Annotated in this window: 17 protein-coding genes and 1 pseudogene; 14 read left to right on the forward strand and 4 right to left on the reverse strand. The window is 58.6% G+C overall.

All coding sequences use genetic code 11. From position 1 onward, the window contains the following. Positions 1 to 24: 24 nt before the first annotated feature. The 4 genes and pseudogenes from ACMGGN_RS08735 to ACMGGN_RS08750 all read left to right on the forward strand — a co-directional run bounded on the left by ACMGGN_RS08735 (position 25) and on the right by ACMGGN_RS08750 (position 5,004). Positions 25 to 1,896, forward strand: a complete 1,872-nt coding sequence (locus ACMGGN_RS08735) for a methyl-accepting chemotaxis protein (protein ID WP_237858511.1) — start codon at positions 25 to 27, stop codon at positions 1,894 to 1,896. A gap of 71 nt (positions 1,897 to 1,967) precedes the next feature. Then, a complete protein-coding gene (acs, locus tag ACMGGN_RS08740; RefSeq protein ID WP_115274728.1) occupies positions 1,968 to 3,923 on the forward strand; it encodes an acetate--CoA ligase in 1,956 nt (651 codons plus the stop codon). A 185-nt stretch (positions 3,924 to 4,108) separates the two neighbouring features. After that, positions 4,109 to 4,732 (forward strand): annotated as a pseudogene (locus ACMGGN_RS08745) (hypothetical protein); the annotation flags it as partial. Continuing rightward, complete coding sequence (locus tag ACMGGN_RS08750; RefSeq protein ID WP_231386187.1) at positions 4,729 to 5,004, forward strand: PAAR domain-containing protein; 276 nt, start codon at positions 4,729 to 4,731, stop codon at positions 5,002 to 5,004. The pseudogene ACMGGN_RS08745 and the gene ACMGGN_RS08750, both read left to right, overlap by 4 nt. On the opposite strand, the gene ACMGGN_RS08755 is transcribed toward ACMGGN_RS08750, so the two are convergent. Then, positions 4,946 to 5,857, reverse strand: coding sequence for a LysR family transcriptional regulator (locus ACMGGN_RS08755; RefSeq protein WP_115274730.1), 912 nt, complete (start codon positions 5,855 to 5,857; stop codon positions 4,946 to 4,948). The two genes, ACMGGN_RS08750 and ACMGGN_RS08755, sit on opposite strands and share 59 nt — an antisense overlap. Before the next feature lie 184 nt (positions 5,858 to 6,041). Here ACMGGN_RS08755 and ACMGGN_RS08760 point away from each other — a divergent pair, with 184 nt between their 5' ends. The 8 genes from ACMGGN_RS08760 (at position 6,042) to ACMGGN_RS08795 (ending at position 12,442) form a co-directional block, all read left to right on the forward strand. Next, positions 6,042 to 7,097, forward strand: a complete 1,056-nt coding sequence (locus tag ACMGGN_RS08760; RefSeq protein WP_115274731.1) for a tartrate dehydrogenase — start codon at positions 6,042 to 6,044, stop codon at positions 7,095 to 7,097. A gap of 98 nt (positions 7,098 to 7,195) precedes the next feature. Then, positions 7,196 to 8,542, forward strand: coding sequence for a dicarboxylate/amino acid:cation symporter (locus ACMGGN_RS08765; protein WP_414156672.1), 1,347 nt, complete (start codon positions 7,196 to 7,198; stop codon positions 8,540 to 8,542). A gap of 26 nt (positions 8,543 to 8,568) precedes the next feature. After that, a complete protein-coding gene (gene ttdA, locus ACMGGN_RS08770; RefSeq protein WP_115274733.1) occupies positions 8,569 to 9,468 on the forward strand; it encodes a L(+)-tartrate dehydratase subunit alpha in 900 nt (299 codons plus the stop codon). Further along, entirely contained in the window at positions 9,465 to 10,073 is a 609-nt protein-coding gene (gene ttdB, locus ACMGGN_RS08775) for a L(+)-tartrate dehydratase subunit beta (RefSeq protein ID WP_115274734.1), read from the forward strand. Before ttdA ends, ttdB begins: the two co-directional genes overlap by 4 nt. Before the next feature lie 262 nt (positions 10,074 to 10,335). After that, entirely contained in the window at positions 10,336 to 10,638 is a 303-nt protein-coding gene (locus tag ACMGGN_RS08780; RefSeq protein ID WP_046786133.1) for a hypothetical protein, read from the forward strand. 499 nt (positions 10,639 to 11,137) lie between these two features. Then, entirely contained in the window at positions 11,138 to 11,434 is a 297-nt protein-coding gene (locus tag ACMGGN_RS08785; RefSeq protein ID WP_115274735.1) for a hypothetical protein, read from the forward strand. Positions 11,435 to 11,671: 237 nt separating this feature from the next. Next, positions 11,672 to 12,004, forward strand: coding sequence for a hypothetical protein (locus ACMGGN_RS08790; RefSeq protein WP_080952109.1), 333 nt, complete (start codon positions 11,672 to 11,674; stop codon positions 12,002 to 12,004). Positions 12,005 to 12,112: 108 nt separating this feature from the next. Beyond that, positions 12,113 to 12,442: a hypothetical protein gene (locus ACMGGN_RS08795; protein WP_371316878.1), complete on the forward strand. Its 330-nt coding sequence runs from the start codon at positions 12,113 to 12,115 to the stop codon at positions 12,440 to 12,442. 33 nt (positions 12,443 to 12,475) lie between these two features. Here ACMGGN_RS08795 and ACMGGN_RS08800 read toward each other — a convergent pair whose 3' ends face one another. Next, positions 12,476 to 12,673, reverse strand: coding sequence for a hypothetical protein (locus ACMGGN_RS08800; RefSeq protein WP_046786136.1), 198 nt, complete (start codon positions 12,671 to 12,673; stop codon positions 12,476 to 12,478). Between the two features lie 198 nt (positions 12,674 to 12,871). Here ACMGGN_RS08800 and ACMGGN_RS08805 point away from each other — a divergent pair, with 198 nt between their 5' ends. Together ACMGGN_RS08805 and ACMGGN_RS08810 are read left to right on the forward strand one after the other, a co-directional pair. Beyond that, positions 12,872 to 13,660 (forward strand): LPS biosynthesis protein, encoded by a 789-nt coding sequence (locus ACMGGN_RS08805; RefSeq protein ID WP_046786137.1) that lies wholly within the window; start codon positions 12,872 to 12,874, stop codon positions 13,658 to 13,660. 85 nt (positions 13,661 to 13,745) lie between these two features. Further along, positions 13,746 to 14,246, forward strand: a complete 501-nt coding sequence (locus ACMGGN_RS08810) for a methylated-DNA--[protein]-cysteine S-methyltransferase (protein ID WP_046786138.1) — start codon at positions 13,746 to 13,748, stop codon at positions 14,244 to 14,246. A gap of 39 nt (positions 14,247 to 14,285) precedes the next feature. On the opposite strand, the gene ACMGGN_RS08815 is transcribed toward ACMGGN_RS08810, so the two are convergent. Continuing rightward, entirely contained in the window at positions 14,286 to 14,528 is a 243-nt protein-coding gene (locus ACMGGN_RS08815; RefSeq protein WP_161871030.1) for a hypothetical protein, read from the reverse strand. Beyond that, the gene (locus ACMGGN_RS08820; protein ID WP_046786140.1) at positions 14,525 to 15,268 is read right to left on the reverse strand and encodes a carbon-nitrogen hydrolase family protein; all 744 of its coding nucleotides are present in this window, start codon (positions 15,266 to 15,268) and stop codon (positions 14,525 to 14,527) included. The genes ACMGGN_RS08815 and ACMGGN_RS08820 overlap by 4 nt, the downstream gene beginning before the upstream one ends. Positions 15,269 to 15,319 lie beyond the last annotated feature (51 nt).

The raw sequence follows: 15,319 nt of genomic DNA on the forward strand, positions 1-15,319 counted from the left end.
CAGCCCGCCTCGTTGGAGTTCTTGATGAAGATCCGTTACAAGGTAAGTCTTGTGGCCGCCTGTGTGCTGTTCGTCACCACTGGCCTGTTGTCGCTGCTGCAGATTACTCAAGTGCGCGAACTGTTGCGCGAGCAGGTAGAGGCGAACATCGCGGAAACCAGCAATACCATGGCCAGGCAGATTGAGAACTGGCTCAATGGCAAATTGCTGTTGATTGATCTGGCTGGCCAGGCCATCAATAGCCAGTACAGTCCCGAGGCCACTCAACGCGTTCTCGACTCGCCGGTGCTCAACACAGAATTCAAAATTGTCTTCGGCGCCTACGATTCCACCGGAAAGCCGCTGATTACCAGCGCTTCCTGGAACCCCCAGGCTGATTATGATGGGCGTACGCGGCCATGGTATGGGGTGGGTAAAGCTGCCAATCATGCCGTGTTTACTGAGCCCTACCCCGATTCCACCACCGGCGAGATTCTGATATCTGCGGTGAGCAAGGTCAGTGATGTTGGCCAGACTATCGGCGTGTTCGGCGGGCAGATTCATTTGAAGGCGGTAGCAGACGCTATAAACACCCTAGACTTCGGTGGTGCCGGCTATGCCTTTCTGCTAAGCAAGGACGGCAACATTATTTCGCACCCGCAAACCAAACTGAATGGCAAGTCCTACGGTGAGGTTTTTGCCGGTGATCTTCCGCCTCTTGAGAGCAAGCTGCGCGAGATCAACCACGACGGCAAGACCCTTCTCGTCGCTTTCATTCCCCTTAGCCAACTCAAGGGCATGGACTGGTACATTGGCATCGTTCTGGATGAAGGGGTGGTGATGGCCGCTGCCCGTGTTCTGGGCTGGCGCGCGGTTGTCGGCACCGGCCTTGGCGTGTTGATCAGCCTATTGCTCCTCGGGGTCTGGGTGAAAATGTTGCTGCGTCCACTGGACCGCCTGAAAGACTCGTTGATAGACATCAATGACGGGCAAGGCGACCTAACCCGTGAGCTGCCCGTTACCGGCAACGATGAAATATCGCTGGTTTCGGCACAGTTCAACCGGTTTTTGCAAAATCTCCGGACGCTCATTGGCGATGTGGTGAGCAGTGCCCAGCACGTGCGTGAAAGCACGACGGTGGCCTCGGTGGAGGCCAGCCAGACGGCCGACCGCGTGCAGACGCAACTGCAGGAACTGGAGCAATTGGCCACGGCCATGCAGGAGATGGCTTCCACCGCGGAAGAGGTCGCCGGCAATGCGCAGGCGGCGGTGACCGCTGATGAGCAGACTGTCAACGGCGTTGCCCTTGTTTCGCGCTCGACCAACGCAATTCTGCGTCTGGCAGAGGAAATGGACGCTACCGGCTGTGCCATCAATGAGTTGTCCCTGCTCAGCCAGAACATTGAGTCGATTCTCTCGGTGATTACCAGCATCGCCGATCAAACCAATCTGCTCGCGCTCAACGCCGCCATCGAAGCGGCATGCGCGGGCGAATCCGGGCGCGGCTTTGCCGTGGTTGCCGATGAGGTGTGGTCGCTTGCGTCGAGAACCCAGCACTCCACTCAGGAGATACGCCAGATGATCGACCAGTTGCAGTCGGGCGTTAAACAAGCGCAATCACGTATGCAATTCAGCCGGGACACAGCCAGCAAAACGGCGCAAGACGCGATCGCTGCTAACGGGATGCTTGAACGCATACGGGAAGCGATCAACCGGATAAACGAGATGAACCTGCAGATCGCTGCGGCGGCTGAACAGCAGAGTGCTACGACCGAGGAAATAAACCGGAATACCACAACGATCCGCGATATCAGCGTTGAAGTTTCCGGTAGCGCGGAACAGCAGGCCAACCAGTGCTCGGCCATGGTCGAGCATGTCGGGGAGCAAGATAGGCTGCTGGGGCGATTCAGTATTTGATCGCTTTGCGTGAGCTCGTGTGCAGCTTCAGCTGATCCAACAAAAACAATTTTGACACCGAGGTAACACAGATGAGTGCGGCTCCACTGTATCCCGTTCGTCCCGAGGTTGCGGCCACCACCCTGACCGACGAGGCCACCTACAAGGCCATGTACCAGCAGTCGGTGATCAACCCGGACGGCTTCTGGCGTGAGCAGGCCCAGCGCATCCGCTGGATCAAGCCGTTCACCAAGGTCAAGCAGACCTCCTTCGACGACCATCACGTCGATATCAAATGGTTCGCCGACGGCACTCTGAACGTTTCCTCCAACTGCCTGGACCGCCACCTCGAAGAGCGCGGCGACCAGTTGGCCATCATCTGGGAAGGCGACGACCCTTCCGAGCACCGCAACATCACCTACCGCGAACTGCACGAGCAAGTCTGCAAGTTCGCCAACGCCCTGCGTGGCCAGGATGTGCACCGCGGTGACGTGGTCACCATCTATATGCCGATGATCCCCGAGGCCGTGGTCGCCATGCTCGCCTGTGCCCGTATCGGTGCGATCCATTCGGTAGTGTTCGGCGGTTTTTCACCCGAGGCGCTGGCCGGCCGTATCATCGACTGCAAGTCCAAGATCGTGATCACCGCCGACGAAGGCGTGCGCGGTGGCCGGCGTACCCCGCTCAAGGCCAACGTCGACCTGGCGCTGACCAACCCGGAAACCAGCAGCGTGCAGAAGATCATCGTGTGCAAGCGCACTGGTGGCGACATTGCCTGGCACCAGCACCGCGACATCTGGTACGAAGACCTGATGAAAGTGGCCTCCAGCCACTGTGCGCCGAAGGAAATGGGCGCCGAAGAGCCACTGTTCATCCTCTACACCTCCGGCTCCACCGGCAAGCCCAAGGGTGTGCTGCACACCACCGGCGGCTACCTGGTGTATGCCGCGCTGACCCATGAGCGGGTGTTCGACTACCGCCCGGGCGAAACCTACTGGTGCACCGCCGACGTCGGCTGGGTCACCGGCCACAGCTACATCGTCTACGGCCCGCTGGCCAACGGTGCGACCACCTTACTGTTCGAAGGCGTGCCGAACTACCCGGATATCACCCGGGTGTCGAAGATCGTCGACAAGCACAAGGTCAACATCCTCTACACCGCGCCGACCGCGATCCGCGCCATGATGGCCGAGGGCCAGGCCGCCGTGGCCGGTGCCGACGGTTCGAGCCTGCGCCTGCTGGGCTCGGTGGGCGAGCCGATCAACCCCGAGGCCTGGAACTGGTACTACCAGACTGTCGGCAAGCAGCGTTGCCCGATCGTCGACACCTGGTGGCAGACCGAGACCGGTGGTGTCCTGATCAGCCCGCTGCCCGGCGCCACGGCGCTCAAGCCGGGCTCGGCGACCCGTCCGTTCTTCGGTGTGGTGCCGGCACTGGTGGATAACCTGGGTAACCTGATCGAAGGTGCCGCCGAGGGCAACCTGGTAATCCTCGACTCGTGGCCGGGCCAGTCGCGTTCGCTGTATGGCGACCACGACCGTTTCGTCGACACCTACTTCAAGACCTTCCGTGGCATGTATTTCACCGGTGACGGTGCTCGCCGCGACGAGGACGGTTACTACTGGATCACCGGCCGGGTGGACGACGTACTCAACGTTTCCGGCCACCGCATGGGTACCGCCGAGATCGAGAGTGCCATGGTCGCGCACCCGAAAGTCGCCGAGGCGGCGGTAGTGGGCGTGCCGCACGACATCAAGGGGCAGGGCATCTACGTGTATGTCACCCTCAACGTTGGCGAGGTGCCGGACGAGGCGCTGCGCCTGGAGCTGAAGAACTGGGTGCGCAAGGAGATCGGCCCGATTGCCTCGCCGGACGTGATCCAGTGGGCGCCAGGGCTGCCCAAGACCCGCTCGGGAAAGATCATGCGGCGAATCCTGCGCAAGATCGCGGCTGCGGAGTATGAGGGGTTAGGAGACATCTCGACGCTTGCCGATCCAGGGGTTGTACTTCGTCTGATTGAAACACACCGAAGTATGGCCACTGCATGAGATAGTTATGCCCGCCCTCGCACCTGCCAGGACACGTTGGAGGCAATATTAATCTGACAAGCGGACGATGAAACCACCTTATCAATAGTCCAATGTGCCAGCAATACACCGAGGTGCTGGCCCAAAACTCCTGGTTAACTTTGTTTTTCGAGCGGTTCGCTGCACCGGGTTGTCTCAGATGATCATCGCAACTACCCACCTTGTGGAAAACCCTCAATAACCGCGGCCCAGGCCATTTCGAACCGTCGCCCTGGCTGCCCGTGCGCTGGACCGAACACCAGTTGAAGGAGTTCGACGCGGCGCCAGTGCTGGGCTACCTGCACCGTCCGATCAAGGTTTCCATGCAGGACGAGCACGGAAAGCGCCTCAAACCCGCATTGCAGGCCAAGGCCTTGCAGGCAGGTTGGCTCAAGGCCCTCGACACGCTGCCCGATGGGCAAAAACCGGTGCGCGTGTTCTATGACACCACTAACAACGCTGAAGCAGAAATCGCCCTGACCAACGCCTTGCACAGCCTCAATAGCGATGGCCAAGGCCTGGATGTGAGCAATGTCGACGAGGGCTATGACATCGGTCGACGCCTGGGCAATACCGGCGTCAGCAGCGCGCTGGTGGAAATCAACCTGGCCACCATCGCCAGCTACCACGACGGCGGTGCCAGTGCCGTGGTGTACGCCGGCAGCGACGGCAGCCTCACCGTGCAGATGATCAGCCCGCCAGATGAGGCACGCAAAGTGAAGAACCAGCGCAACCGTGGTGCTGACCCCTTCAAGTATGGCCTCCCAAGTGTCGGGCGACCCAAGGCATGAACCGTCCCATCTGCCTGGGCGACCCCACCAGCAGCGGGGGCAGCGTGCTGTCATGCCAACTGGCTGGCACCCACACCGTCAACGGTAAAACGCCAGCGGTGCTGGGCGACAAGGCCAGTTGCCCGCTTCACAAAGGGGTTTTTGCGTTTATCGAGGGGCATCCAAGCCGACGCATGAACGGTAAGCCGGTGGTGCTGCAAGGCCATCTGCCATTCACTCGGCATCTTCCACATGATCAATATGAGCGAAGCGCTCCACGAGAAAGTCGATAAGGCTGCGCAACCGCGCTGACAGGTGTAGCTGCTGAGGATAAACCGCATAGACATCTGCCCGGGTTGGTGTTTCGTCTTCCAGCACCAGGCGCAACCGGCCGCTGCGTACATAGCGGGCTATATCCCATTCGGCGCGCATCAGTATCCCGTAACCTTCCAACGCCCAGTTCAGGGCCACCTCCCCGTCATTGCAGCCCAGGGCACCGCGGACCTTGATGTTCTGCGTACGGCTGCCAGTGGTGAAACTCCATACGCCATAAGGCGTTTCGTTCTGCCGGATGAAGATGCAGTTGTGCTGTTGCAAATCAGACAGGCGCATCGGCGTGCCGTGCTTTTCCAGATAAAGCGGCGAGGCGCACACCAGTCGGCGATTGGAGGCGATCTTGCGGGCGTGGAATGCGGCATCCGGCAGTGTACCGAAGCGGATCCCGAGGTCAAAACCGTGGGTTGCCAGATCCAAGGGATGGTCGGTGATTTCCAGCTGAATTTCCACCTCCGGATAACGGCTGAAGAACGCTGCCAAGGCCGGCCCGATATGCCGTCGACCAAAGCCGAGGGAGGCGTTCACGCGGATAAGGCCTTTGGGCGTCGCGCGGCTACTGACGACCATCTGCTCTACCTCATTGATTTGCGTGAGGATGCGCGCAGCGTGAGAAAAGTAAAGCTCGCCCTCCGAGGTCAGGCTCATCGAGCGGGTGGTGCGGTTGACCAGGCGAACACCAAACCGTGCCTCCAGCGCTGCCAGGCGTTTGCTCACTGCCGGGGGGGTTACGCCGAGTTCGCGTGCCGTGGCCGCGAGGCTGCCCTGGGTGGCGAGCAGGTGGAAAAACGAAAGGTCAAATGTCTGATTCATGGCTGGCTCGAAGCGACGATGGGCTCGTACAGAATGTGCCCCATGATTGATAACCTCAAGTAACTTTTGAAGTTATTTTGAGTAGCTTATTTCCTTGGGATTTCTGCTTACACTCTGCTCACATCCTGTCGCCTTGGTGTGATCGGCAGGGAAAACAAGAATATCCAAATGAAGGTGTCTACTCATGCATGCGTACAACATTGCAGCTGTCCCAGGCGATGGAATTGGTATTGAGGTTATTGCCGCAGGCGTTGAAGTACTGAAAGCGCTGTCAAGAAAATGTGGGTTCGAAATCTCCTTCAAAGACTTCGATTGGAGCTCGGAGAGCTACCTGAAGAATGGCCATTACATCCCTGAGGGTGGGCTGGAGGAGTTGAAAACCTTCGACGCTATTTTCTTCGGTGCCGTGGGTGCCCTGAATGTACCGGACCATATTTCCCTATGGGGCCTGCGTCTGCCGATTTGCCAGGGTTTCGACCAGTTCGCCAACGTGCGTCCGGCTCGTGTACTGCCGGGCGTGAAAAGCCCGTTGCATAACGGCGACCAGATCGACTGGGTCGTCGTGCGTGAGAACTCAGAGGGTGAGTACTCCGGTAATGGTGGCCGCGTGCACCGCGGCCTGCCAGAAGAAGTGGCTACCGAGGTATCGGTATTTACCCGTGCCGGTGTCGAGCGCATTCACCGCTTTGCCTTCCAGCTGGCACAGAGTCGCCCACGCAAGCAACTGACCATGGTGACCAAGTCCAACGCTCAGCGTCATGGCATGGTGCTGTGGGACGAGATCTTCTACGAAGTCGCCAAGGACTTCCCGGATGTGAAGATCGACAAGGAACTGGTTGACGCAGTGACCACGCGCATGGTCCTAAAACCGTCCACACTGGACGTGATTGTCGCCACCAACCTGCACGCCGACATATTGTCCGACCTGGCCGCCGCGTTGTCTGGCAGCTTGGGCATCGCACCGACCGCCAACCTCAACCCGTCGCGTCAATTCCCTTCGATGTTCGAACCTATCCATGGTTCTGCCTTCGACATCACCGGCAAAGGCGTAGCCAACCCGATTGCGACCTTCTGGACTGCGGCATTGATGCTCGAGCACCTGGGTGAGGGGGCTGCCGCCAGGCAGTTGATGTCGGCCATTGAAGCAGTCACCGAAAGTGGCCTGCACACCCCTGATCTGGGCGGCACAGCGACTACTCGCCAGATCACCGATGCGGTCATCGCGCTGATTGATCGCTGATTGAACAGAACCGTAATTTAGACAATGCGCCGAGAGACGGGTCGTTGATCTGTCTTCTCGGTATTACCTGACAAGAATAAAAATTCAGGGGTCCTGTCATGAAAAGCATTCTGGGTAAGTTATATGTCCAAGTACTGATCGGGGTGGCCGCCGGTGTATTGCTAGGTGTTTTTTGGCCGGATATCGGCACTGACCTGAAACCGCTTGGCGATGCGTTCATCAAGCTGATCAAGATGGTATTCGCACCCATCATTTTCGTCACGGTGGTGTTGGGCATCGCCAAGATGGAGAACATGAAGGAGCTCGGCCGTGTGGGCGCTCGAGCGCTCATCTACTTTGAAGTGCTTTCTACATTCGCCCTGATCCTGGGCCTGCTGGTTGTCAACTTCGTCAAGCCAGGCGCCGGAATGAACATTGATGCGGCGCACCTCGACGCCTCCAGCATCGCTACCTACACCTCGGCTGCACAGGGTGGCGACGGTATCACTGAGTTCTTGATGAAAATCATCCCGGCCAGTATCACCGATGCGTTTGCACAGAATCAGATTTTACCGATTCTGCTGTTCTCTACCTTGTTCGGTATCGCGTTGGCGCATCTGGGGCCGCGTGGCAAACCCATGGTCGATGTGCTGGAGTCTTTCTCCCACGGCATGTTCTACATTGTCGGCATGATCATGCGGCTTGCACCGCTGGCGGCGTTTGGCGCCATGGCTTTCACCATTGGCAAGTACGGTCTGGGTTCGATCGTATCGCTTGGCAAGTTGGTGGCGACTATGTATGTCACCTGTTTCCTGTTTGTCGTGGTCGTGCTCGGTTTCATCGCTCGCTTGTCCGGCTTCAGCCTGTGGAAGTTTCTCAAGTACCTAAAGGAAGAACTGTTCACTGTCCTGGGTACCAGTTCTTCAGAGTCGGTCGTGCCGCAACTGATGAACAAACTTGAAAAGGCAGGGGTGTCCAAGCCGGTAGTCGGCCTGGTGATTCCGTCCGGGCTGACGTTCAACCCCGATGGTCAGTGCATCTACTACACCATGGCAGCCATCTTCATCGCCCAAGCTACCAACACGCCTCTGACCCTAATGGACCAATTGATCGTGCTGGGCGTGTTGTTGCTGACTTCCAAGGGCTCCGCGGGTGTCACCGGGTCCGGTTTCATCACACTGGCAGCCACCCTGGCGACGATGGACAAGATTCCGGTAGCCGGCATGGTGCTGCTGCTCGGGGTGGATCGTTTCATGTCCGAAGCCCGCGCTATCACCAATACGATCGGAAATGCAGTTGGCACCATGGCGATCGCCAAATGGGTCGGAGCACTCGATAAAAAGCAAATGGACCTGGCCCTGAATACTCAGCCAGCCGCGGCGCCAGACTCGACTGAGCAACAATCAGGTGCATCGAATCGAGCAGTGCAAACACCAATAGCTGGCCTTTTGAGCCCGCACGAATAGCCCAGTGATGCTGTGAGGAGAAAATGATGGATAAAGAGTCAGCTGTACTATCGCTTACCGAGACGATGGCGAAGTTTACCGCCTATATCGGCAAACGCCTGCCAACCGACGTGAAGAAAAAAACCGCGCAATTGCGGGCCGCGGAAACCAACCCGCTCGCCATTGCTGTCTATGACTCAATGGCTGAGAACCAGGACTACGCCGACAAACTCGACCGCCCGAGCTGCCAGGACACCGGCGTGATCCAGTACTTCATCTCGGCAGGCGCGAGCTTCCCCTTGCTCAGCGAGCTTGAGGGCATCCTCGAGAACGCCACCAAGGAAGCCACTATCAAGGGCCCGCTGCGTCACAACGCGGTAGAGACCTTTATCGAAAAGAATACGGGTACCAATACCGGTTCGAAAATTCCATGGCTGGATTGGGAGATCATCCCCAACGCCGATTATGCAATCGTGGACGTGTACATGGCCGGTGGCGGTTGCACGCTGCCTGGTTCGGCCAAAGTGTTGATGCCGGGTCAAGGATATGAAGGCGTCACCGAATTTGTCTTTGATGTGATCACCTCGCGGGGCATCAACGCGTGCCCGCCGTTGCTGGTTGGCGTCGGCGTGTCAACATCAGTGGAAACCGCTGCGCGTCTGTCCAAGCGGGCAATCCTGCGCCCGGTAGACTCCAGCCACCCCAATGAAAGTGCGGCTTTGATGGAGCAGTTGCTTGAAGAGGGCCTCAACGAGATTGGTATCGGTCCGCAAGGGTTGACCGGCAATAGCAGCGTCATGGGCGTGAACATCGAGTCGTCCGCTCGCCACCCATCAACCATTGGCGTGGCCGTGTCCACTGGTTGCTGGGCACACCGGCGCGGCAAGATCCGTATCAACGCCGACCTGTCTTACGACATTCTGTCCCACGAAGGAGTTGTTCTGTGAAAAAGATCCTCAGCACCCCGATCAAGGACGAAGATCTCGCAGACCTTAACGTTGGTGATGTGATTTACCTGACAGGGCAGTTGGTCACCTGTCGCGACGTGGCACACCGTCGCCTGATCGAGCTCAAGCGTGAACTGCCGGTCGACTTGCGCGGTGGGGCCATATTTCATGCTGGCCCGATCGTGCGCGAGAAAGACGATGGCACCTTCGAGATGGTTTCCATCGGCCCGACCACCAGCATGCGGATGGAAAAGTTCGAGAAGGAATTCATTGAGCAGACTGGCGTAAAGCTGATCGTCGGCAAGGGCGGCATGGGCCCCGAAACCACCACTGGGTGCCTGGAAAACAAGGCTGTGCATGCGGTGTTCCCCGGCGGTTGTGCAGTACTCGCCGCAACCCAGGTGGAAGAGATCGAGCGGGCTGAGTGGCAAGATTTGGGAATGCCCGAAACGCTTTGGGTCAATCGCGTGCGGGAGTTTGGCCCGTTGATCATCTCCATCGATACCAAGGGTAATAACCTGTTCGAGCAAAACAAGCTGCGCTTCAACGAGCGCAAAGGCTCGGTGATCGAAAAAATCAACTCACAGGTTCGCTTTATCAAATGATGGAGAAGGTTGGCCACGGCGCTTAGCTGTGGTCGTTCCTGTCCGTCGCAGCGAGCCACCAGAATTTTTCCCTGCAAAGCCCTCGGCGATCATCAAGCTGCCGCGCCCAGCCTGAAGTTGTACAAATCATTGATTTTGTAACGGTTATTTAACCGGTGGTCCGATTCAGCCCACAGTTGCGCGTGTACCGGTTGTGCGGTCGCACCGCTTCGCTATGGTGGTATTTGGCCATTCCAAATAGACATCAGTCGGAGGAGGCGGCATGCGAATTCGCGGAGAAACTTATTGGCTGTGGGCGGACCCGACCCTGCATCACCGGGAGCACGATGAGGCTCTTTATAACGGCACGGTTATCGATGTTCAGGTGAGGCTGTCGCGCACAGGCGCTACGCAGATGTTCATCGGCGTCTATGCGGCCGCTGGTACCGCGCTTCACGAGGAGGCTTTCGACTCGAGGCCCGGCGAGTCGATGACCAGAGCGCTGGCGTGGGGCGTGGGGCGTGCACGCCGAATTGCCACCGAGGGTCTGGTTGCTATGGGTAGGCCCGCAACCTGCTTAAAATAGTAAGGATTGCGCAGGAGTACAGATGTACTCTGACGTGCTGGTCCGGCTTCACCGGGGCAGGTAACTTGACGAGGACAACGGAACGCACGCGTGAACGCACCAGTCGTATTTGCAGCAAAGGTGCAATCAGGGCGCCCCGTTGGAGAATCAGATGAACCTTCAGTCCACCAGTCATGATCTTTATGTGCATTCGTACCTTGGTTACCAGGCATCCATTTACGTTCTGTGGGAGTCGTGCACTGACTCACCGACCGGAATGCTGGTGGAGGTCGGCCGGCCCGGCAGCGTCTCGAGAACGCTGCGAGTGAGTCGGGCATTTTCGTCCTCGACGGAGGCCATACTCGAAGGCAAAGTGATGGCTGAGCAGTATGTGCAGAGCCAGGCGGGCAGAGCATGATGCTCACCGCTCGATGCGAAAGCATTTCTGGCCGGCAATGGTCCGGTTCCAGGGCCTTCGTCTATCACTGTATATAAGGATTAACCGGATCAGGAGGTTTGAATGAAGAGGCGAGTGCTGGGCGTTGTTCTGATTTCTGTTGCAGGGATGGCCAACGCAGGCATCCCACTGGTGAATGCCACATGCCCGGGCGGAATCGAAGTGCACGCGGATGAAGGCGGCCCTGTCTACATAAATGCCAAGGAGGCAAAACTGAAGAAATTCAGTGACGCGTACTACGAAGCCAAGGGCGATGGGGTTACCGTCTCTATCATGGTCAACCCGGATGAGTCTGTGGGGGTCTCGTACACCGGCAAGGGGCGTGCAAATGGCGTTTGTGAAGTGGCCGAGCAAGATTGAGCGGTGCTAATGGCAAAGCGGCATGGCGTGTTCCCGTCAGCTTGCAAATAGGGTAGGGCGCTGCCACATCCCCTATAGCGAAGAAGAATATTGCTCGGTTATGACTGAGGGTTAATATGGGACTGGCCAAAAAAACGAAAAAGGGCGTTGCTCGTTAGCTATTTTCAAAGGGTTGTTGAAGGGGGCGCCGGAGTGTGTCGCGTGAAGAACTCTAGATCGCTCGCAAGCGCAATACTGATGTCAGCGTTGGCTGCAACTTTTATGACGGGGTGTGCACAGAACCCCGATGTCCGGGATGGGCATGATCATACCTCCGGTATCACCGAGAAGAGCCCGCCGGATTATCTAGGGTGCGTCAAGGAAGAGATGCATGGGAGTGCAACCACCTATGAGGTGGGTAGTGGTGATTCGGTGCGTCTGTTCGTCGACAGTACTGACCCCAACACAGCCAATGGCCTTGTAGAGTTGCGCAGCTACGGCACGCGTCAGCAGTTCATGGCCTATCAGCGCGATGCCTGGTATGACCACGGGCGGCTGCTCGATGCAGCCCTCATGTGTTCGAAGGCCTAGCTAGCCGGCTGCAAACCTGAGTACAAAAGCCCGCGCCCCAGATGCGCGGGCTTTTTGTCATGCAAAACCATGGTTAAAATGCATCCTGTCCACTTGAGTCAAATGCAAATGCCTAACTTTCGCATCTCTTTTTGCTACGCACTGGTCGTCACCCTGGCCGGTTGTGCAAACCCAGGAAAGCCAACAGCCAGCAAGCTGACCCGCAAATCGCCAGAAGTCTATGCCGCCTGTGTATTGCCCAAGTGGCAAGCGTTGGCGCCACTCACGACGCAAAAATCCATTTCACATGGCTACCGCCTGACCGCACCCAGCGCAGTGACCTCTGATGAAGTCCTGGAAGTGTTGGAGTCCGGTGAGGGCAGCCGGGCGACTTTCTACAAAGGCAGTTTCCTCTCGGGCAACAAGCTGCGGCTGGCGGCCCGGGAATGCCTGGATTGAGGTGATGCCTGCCCCCTGGCAGTCCCATGGCTTCTACGCTTTCAGGTTCATCTGACGGCATTGCACCTGCGCATCTTCTTTGCAGGAGTAACTGGGCTTGAGACGCTCCTTTGCTTGATTGTCGTAGATGTCGTAGCCGCCGCAGACGGTAGCTGCGTAATAGCGACCAGCGACGCGGAAGGATTCCCTTTCGATAGGCACTGCGGGAACGATAACGAATCTTGGTTGCATTGTTCGTGCCTCCCCAGGCAGAGAGTTAAGTATTAGTACCGCCAGGGGTAACCGGCAAGGCGACTCATGCATAAAAGAGAGTCGTCGCGTGAAACGAACGGCAAGACGTTGGTCAGATTGTGTAAGGGCTCTGTAAAAGGGATCGTTCGGTGTCCGAGGGGTATTGTGTTTTAGGTACTCCAAACCGATGATGGCGCGATGAATATATCTCCGTCACAGCTCGATGCCGAGCGCGGCGCGTTCTCAGGTTTCGAGGCGTGCCGAAACACCCAGAAAGGGCCGGTGGTGATTCTTGCGTCGGGCGCTTCTGCCAAACAGTTCCCCTTGCTTGAATTTTCACACCTCCCTGTGATTGCCATGAATGGTTCGGTTTCCCTCACCGCTGCGTGTGCCGTGAAGCCGTTCTTTTACATCTGCACCGACAAAAGCTTTCGCACACAGCAGCCAGAGCTGTTTGCCTTGGCGTTGCGCGATAGCCAGCGCTTGGCACTGTGGCCAGAGCAGTTCGTCGGCGCTGACATCCCGCCCGACACCGAGTGTTATCCGCTGCATAAAGCCGACAACCCCGGCATGCTCGACGGGTTGCGGGGGCACGGCGCAACCCATGTCTGCAGCAGGGCGTTGTGGAGCAAGCGGGCGCGGTCGATCGCCTTCAGCAAAGACCTCTCAAGCGGCTACTTCGATGCCCGGACAGTGGTTTATGTCGCCCTGCAACTGGCGTATCACCTGGGGTTCGAGCAGGTGTTGCTGGTGGGTGTTGACCTGGACCAGTCATTAGGGCGCTTTTACGAGAACGGTGAGGGGCAGCATTCCCCCTGTGGGCTCGACCAGCACTGGGAGAGCCGCATACTGCCGTCGCTGACGCTGATGGCCGAGCAGGTTGTCAGCGAGCGATTCCGGGTTTACAACCTGTCCGAGGTTTCTCGCATACCTGCGGCGTTGATCCCCAAAATCGACCTGGCCCAAGCCCGCCGCATCGCGAGCTGATTGATTGCCTGAGCAAGAAAGCGGATGCGCGAGGTGTGGGCCGGCGCTACAGTGCCCGGACCTAGCCCTGCAGTGAGAAACAAGCATGTCCAGCGCCTTCACCCTGATGCAGTCCCCGGTCGGCACCTTGACCCTGGTGGCCCGCGGCGAGCGCCTGGCCGCCGTGCTGTGGGAAGAGGAGCGGGAAAACCGCGTTCGCCTGGGTGAGGTGCATCGGGATGATGAGCAGCCAATACTGCGCGAAGCCGCTCGCCAGTTGGAAGAGTACTTTGCCGGCAAGCGCCAACGGTTCGAGTTGGCACTGGATTTTGCCGGCACCGCGTTTCAGCGCCAGGTGTGGGCGGCGTTGCTCACCATTCCGTTCGGCCAGACCCGAAGCTACAGCGATATCGCCCGGCAGATCGGTAACCCGAGCGCCGTACGCGCGGTCGGTGCGGCCAACGGCCGTAATCCGATCTCGATCATTGCCCCGTGCCACCGCGTGATTGGCGCATCCGGGAGCCTGACCGGCTTTGCCGGGGGGATGCCGGCCAAGCAGTACCTCTTGGCGCTTGAGGGGCAACAAAGCCTGACTTTGGACCTTTAGCCATGCATTGTCCGCAAGGTCGCGACTGAATCTGAAAACTCAACTGATCCAATACACGACCAGGCACGCCACCACCGCCAGCGTCGAGCCCGCCATCAGCGTGTACTGCCGATGCGCCCGGCGGGCCTGTGGCCTTACTTCGCGCAGGTACTGACCGGGCGGTGGCGCATCCGGGCGATGGCGCAACCCCTCGGCCAGCTCATTCAGCTGGCTGTTGATCAATAGCCCCACCAGATGATAGGTGCTGGCAAAGCTGGCCACTATCAAAAGCAGATACTTCATGCAGAAGGCATGCTCAGCGGTACGCCGATGGCGCTGGAGTTCGCGGTATCCAGCAAGATGATGCCTTCCTGGCGGCCGTCCAGCGCCGCCAGCAGGTTGCCCTGGCTGTCCCAGGCCGCCGAGCCGCCGGCACCCACGAAGTTGTCGGCCGGGCCCACACAGTTGGCCATCAATACCGGGATACCCAAAGTGCGAGCGACTTGCGGGTAGTGCTCATTGCCTTCACGGATGCCCTTCGCCGTCTTCGCCACGCTCACCAGGTACAACTCTGCGCCCCTGTCGCGGGCTTGTGCTGCATGCGCGATGAACATCGACTCGTAACAGATGGCGGGTGCTACCTGCAGTTGCCCTGCGGCGAAAACCAAGGGCTGGTCACCGGCCGAGAAAAACGCCAGTTCGTCCTCGTGCAGCCGTTGTTTGGCGTAGGCCAGCCGCGGCTGGCCGGGGCGCAGGATCGGCATTGCGATCTGAATGCCATCTGCGGTGGGCAGTGGCAGGCCCACGGCTACGCAGATTGCCAGGCGGTCGCAGATTCGCTGCAGCGGATCGAGCCGGGCAGAGGTGAGCGGCAAGGCCACCTGCCTTGCCAGGGTAGGCTCGTAACCGGTCAGCGACAGCTCGGGGAACACCACCAGTTCGGCGCCCAGGTCTGCGGCCTGCTCTATGCAGTGCAGGTGGCGGTCGAGATTGACTTGTAGTTCGCCTTTGACTGATGCCAGCTGTACGGCACAGAGTTTCATGGGTAATTCCCTTCCCTGGTACAGATCGAAAGGCCGAGCATACTATCGGCA

Origin of the sequence: Pseudomonas sp. BNK-30, assembly GCF_047456185.1 — a bacterium.
Taxonomy (GTDB): Bacteria; Pseudomonadota; Gammaproteobacteria; order Pseudomonadales; family Pseudomonadaceae; genus Aquipseudomonas; species Aquipseudomonas putida_E.

Excerpts from the sequence above, each read along its gene's own strand:
- ACMGGN_RS08735 (WP_237858511.1), top strand. The coding sequence starts at position 25 with ATGAAGATCCGTTACAAGGTAAGTCTTGTGGCCGCCTGTGTGCTGTTC.
- acs (WP_115274728.1), top strand. The coding sequence starts at position 1,968 with ATGAGTGCGGCTCCACTGTATCCCGTTCGTCCCGAGGTTGCGGCCACC.
- ACMGGN_RS08750 (WP_231386187.1), top strand. The coding sequence starts at position 4,729 with ATGAACCGTCCCATCTGCCTGGGCGACCCCACCAGCAGCGGGGGCAGC.
- ACMGGN_RS08755 (WP_115274730.1), bottom strand. The coding sequence starts at position 5,857 with ATGAATCAGACATTTGACCTTTCGTTTTTCCACCTGCTCGCCACCCAG.
- ACMGGN_RS08760 (WP_115274731.1), top strand. The coding sequence starts at position 6,042 with ATGCATGCGTACAACATTGCAGCTGTCCCAGGCGATGGAATTGGTATT.
- ACMGGN_RS08765 (WP_414156672.1), top strand. The coding sequence starts at position 7,196 with ATGAAAAGCATTCTGGGTAAGTTATATGTCCAAGTACTGATCGGGGTG.
- ttdA (WP_115274733.1), top strand. The coding sequence starts at position 8,569 with ATGGATAAAGAGTCAGCTGTACTATCGCTTACCGAGACGATGGCGAAG.
- ACMGGN_RS08780 (WP_046786133.1), top strand. The coding sequence starts at position 10,336 with ATGCGAATTCGCGGAGAAACTTATTGGCTGTGGGCGGACCCGACCCTG.
- ACMGGN_RS08785 (WP_115274735.1), top strand. The coding sequence starts at position 11,138 with ATGAAGAGGCGAGTGCTGGGCGTTGTTCTGATTTCTGTTGCAGGGATG.
- ACMGGN_RS08790 (WP_080952109.1), top strand. The coding sequence starts at position 11,672 with ATGTCAGCGTTGGCTGCAACTTTTATGACGGGGTGTGCACAGAACCCC.
- ACMGGN_RS08795 (WP_371316878.1), top strand. The coding sequence starts at position 12,113 with ATGCCTAACTTTCGCATCTCTTTTTGCTACGCACTGGTCGTCACCCTG.
- ACMGGN_RS08800 (WP_046786136.1), bottom strand. The coding sequence starts at position 12,673 with ATGCAACCAAGATTCGTTATCGTTCCCGCAGTGCCTATCGAAAGGGAA.
- ACMGGN_RS08805 (WP_046786137.1), top strand. The coding sequence starts at position 12,872 with ATGAATATATCTCCGTCACAGCTCGATGCCGAGCGCGGCGCGTTCTCA.
- ACMGGN_RS08810 (WP_046786138.1), top strand. The coding sequence starts at position 13,746 with ATGTCCAGCGCCTTCACCCTGATGCAGTCCCCGGTCGGCACCTTGACC.
- ACMGGN_RS08815 (WP_161871030.1), bottom strand. The coding sequence starts at position 14,528 with ATGAAGTATCTGCTTTTGATAGTGGCCAGCTTTGCCAGCACCTATCAT.
- ACMGGN_RS08820 (WP_046786140.1), bottom strand. The coding sequence starts at position 15,268 with ATGAAACTCTGTGCCGTACAGCTGGCATCAGTCAAAGGCGAACTACAA.